The sequence below is a fragment of the Microbacterium sp. genome (genome assembly GCF_031988965.1).
GTDB lineage: Bacteria > Actinomycetota > Actinomycetes > Actinomycetales > Microbacteriaceae > Microbacterium.
In genome coordinates this window covers 3,810-6,182 of sequence record NZ_DALZXX010000157.1, presented here as the reverse complement: position 1 = coordinate 6,182, position 2,373 = coordinate 3,810, and the positions used below count along the sequence as shown (strand labels likewise).

Genomic DNA, 2,373 nt, shown 5'->3' with positions numbered 1-2,373 from the left:
CAGACGGTCGAGCATTCCCATGGTGGTACTTCCTTCGTGTGGCGTGTGAACAGCCACCGGACGCACGACCTCGGAGGGCAGGGGTTCGACGGCTGTCCGCGGATACGGACGCCAGGTCTCCTCCACCCGAGAAGGGCCGGTGGGCCGGGACACGACTTCATGCCCGTAGTGACGACGCCACCGCAGTCGGGAGTACTCCCCTTGCGAGCATCACCGTAGCGGGTCCGGCTATGAATGCGGTGCGAACGGGCGATGCCGCCCGCAGACGACGAATGCCCCGATCCGCAGGGATCGGGGCATTCGTGAGGACCGTGCGATTACTTCGCGGCAGTCGCCTCGACGGGCTTCTTCGCCGTGGCCTTCTTGACGGGCGGCTCCGCCTTGGCGGCGGGGGCTGCGGTCGGCGCCGGGGCGTCGGCCGCAGGACGCGGACGCGCGGCGAACTCCTCGAAGACGTAGCGAGGGTTCTGCACGGTCTCGAGGTTCACCAGGTCGCGGCCGAGCCACAGGTTGTTCCACCAGCCCCACACCACGCGGAACTTGCGCTCCCACGTGGGCATCGCGAGGCCGTGGTAACCACGGTGCGCGACCCAGGCGACGAAGCCCTTGAGCGCGATCTTTCCGGACTGGAAGACACCGTTGTAGAGACCGAGGCCCGCGACGGCGACGAGGTTCTTCGCGAGCAGCTTCGCCTGACGCACCGCGTGCTGAGCGTTCGGCACGCAGAAGCCGCCGACACCGCCACCCGAGAGGTCGGGCACTGCCGAGACGTCGCCGGCTGCCCATGCGCCCTCGACGAACGCCTCAGGCGTGCCGACGCGCAGGTCGGCACGGGTCTGGATGCGACCGCGCTCTTCGATCGGGAGGTCGCCGCCGCGCACGACGGTCGGGTTCGCCATGACACCGGCGGTCCAGACGATGAGGTCGGTCGGGATGACCTCGCCCGTGGAGAGCTCGACGTTGCCGTCGACGGCGCTGGTGAGCTGCGTGTCGAGGTGCACGTTGGCACCGCGCTTCGCGAGGTCCTTGAGCACCCACTCGCTCGTCTGCAGCGAGACCTCGGGCATGATGCGGCCCATCGCCTCGATGAGGTGGAAGTGCGTGTCCTCGAAGCTCAGCTGCGGGTACTTCGAGACCAGCGAAGAAGCGAGCGAGCGCAGCTCCGCGAAGACCTCGATACCGGCGAAGCCACCGCCGACCACGACGACCGAGAGCAGACGGTCGCGCTCGGGGCCTGCGGGCAGCGATGCGGCCTTGTCGAAGTTCGACATGAGACGGTCACGGATCGCGACGGCCTCTTCGATCGTCTTGAGACCGATCGCGTTGTCGGCGATGCCCGGGATCGGGAAGGTGCGCGAGACGGCACCGGCCGTCACGACGATCTGGTCGTACGCGAACTCGTACGGGTCGCCCACGGGAGGGGTGATCGTCGCGACCTTCTCTGCGTGGTTGATGCCCGTCACCTTCGCGGTGAGGACGTTCGTGCGCTTGAGGTGACGACGGTGTGCGACCACCGAGTGGCGGGCTTCGATCGAGCCGGCGGCCACCTCGGGGAGGAACGGCTGGTACGTCATGTACGGCAGCGGGTCGACCATGGTGACGTCTGCTTCACCCTTGCGAAGGTGCTTCTCCAGCTTCCACGCCGTGTAGAAGCCTGCATAGCCTCCACCGACGATCAGAATCTTGGGCACAGTGCTGTTCTGAGGCACAGGGGAACAACTCCTCGGGAGTCAGGGATGTGGCGTGCGAGCGCGCGCCGATCGGATGCGCCGGGCAGCTGCGGTGACGCCAAGCGCTACCAGGATACCAGGGACTGTGAGCGCGATGAGCGGCAGGGTACCGTAGCGCAGTGAATCAGCGCTGGGAAGCAGCGGTGAACCCGGCTCGGTCGGGGCGTCTGCGGCAGGCAGCGGCGGAATCGCCACCGGCGTCACGGTCGGCACGGGCTGCGGCTCGGACTCCGCGCGGCGGAAGAGCCGGACCCATTCCGCGAGGTCGCCCATGGGATTCGAGTCGACCGTCGGAACGTCCGTGCTGATCGCCGCCTCGGCATCGATGAGCCCGTACCCGTAGAGCGGGTCGGGCGTGCGCGTCATGCCCTCGACGGGGATGGCGGTGCGGATGATGCGATTGATGACGTTGGCCGCGTCGAGATCCGGGTGCGCGGATCGGATCAGCGCGGCGATGCCGGCCACGATCGGCGCCGCGCCGCTCGTGCCGCTCCATCGGGCCACGTCGCCGTCCGCCGAGACGCCGCGCAGCCCCTCGCTCGGCGCGGCGATGCCGATCGTGATGCCCTGGGTCGAGGCCTCGAGGCTCGCGGTTCCCGTCTGATCGACGCCACCCACGGTCAGCACGCCGGGGATCGTCGCC

Annotated in this window: 2 protein-coding genes; both read right to left on the bottom strand. The window is 68.6% G+C overall.

All coding sequences use genetic code 11. The features are described from left to right. Positions 1-317 precede the first annotated feature (317 nt). Positions 318-1,691, bottom strand: a complete 1,374-nt coding sequence (locus tag RTM68_RS16265) for an FAD-dependent oxidoreductase (protein WP_312172906.1) — start codon at positions 1,689-1,691, stop codon at positions 318-320. 39 nt (positions 1,692-1,730) lie between these two features. Next, positions 1,731-2,373: S8 family serine peptidase (locus RTM68_RS16260; protein WP_312172903.1), on the bottom strand; the 643-nt coding region annotated here is incomplete at its 5' end.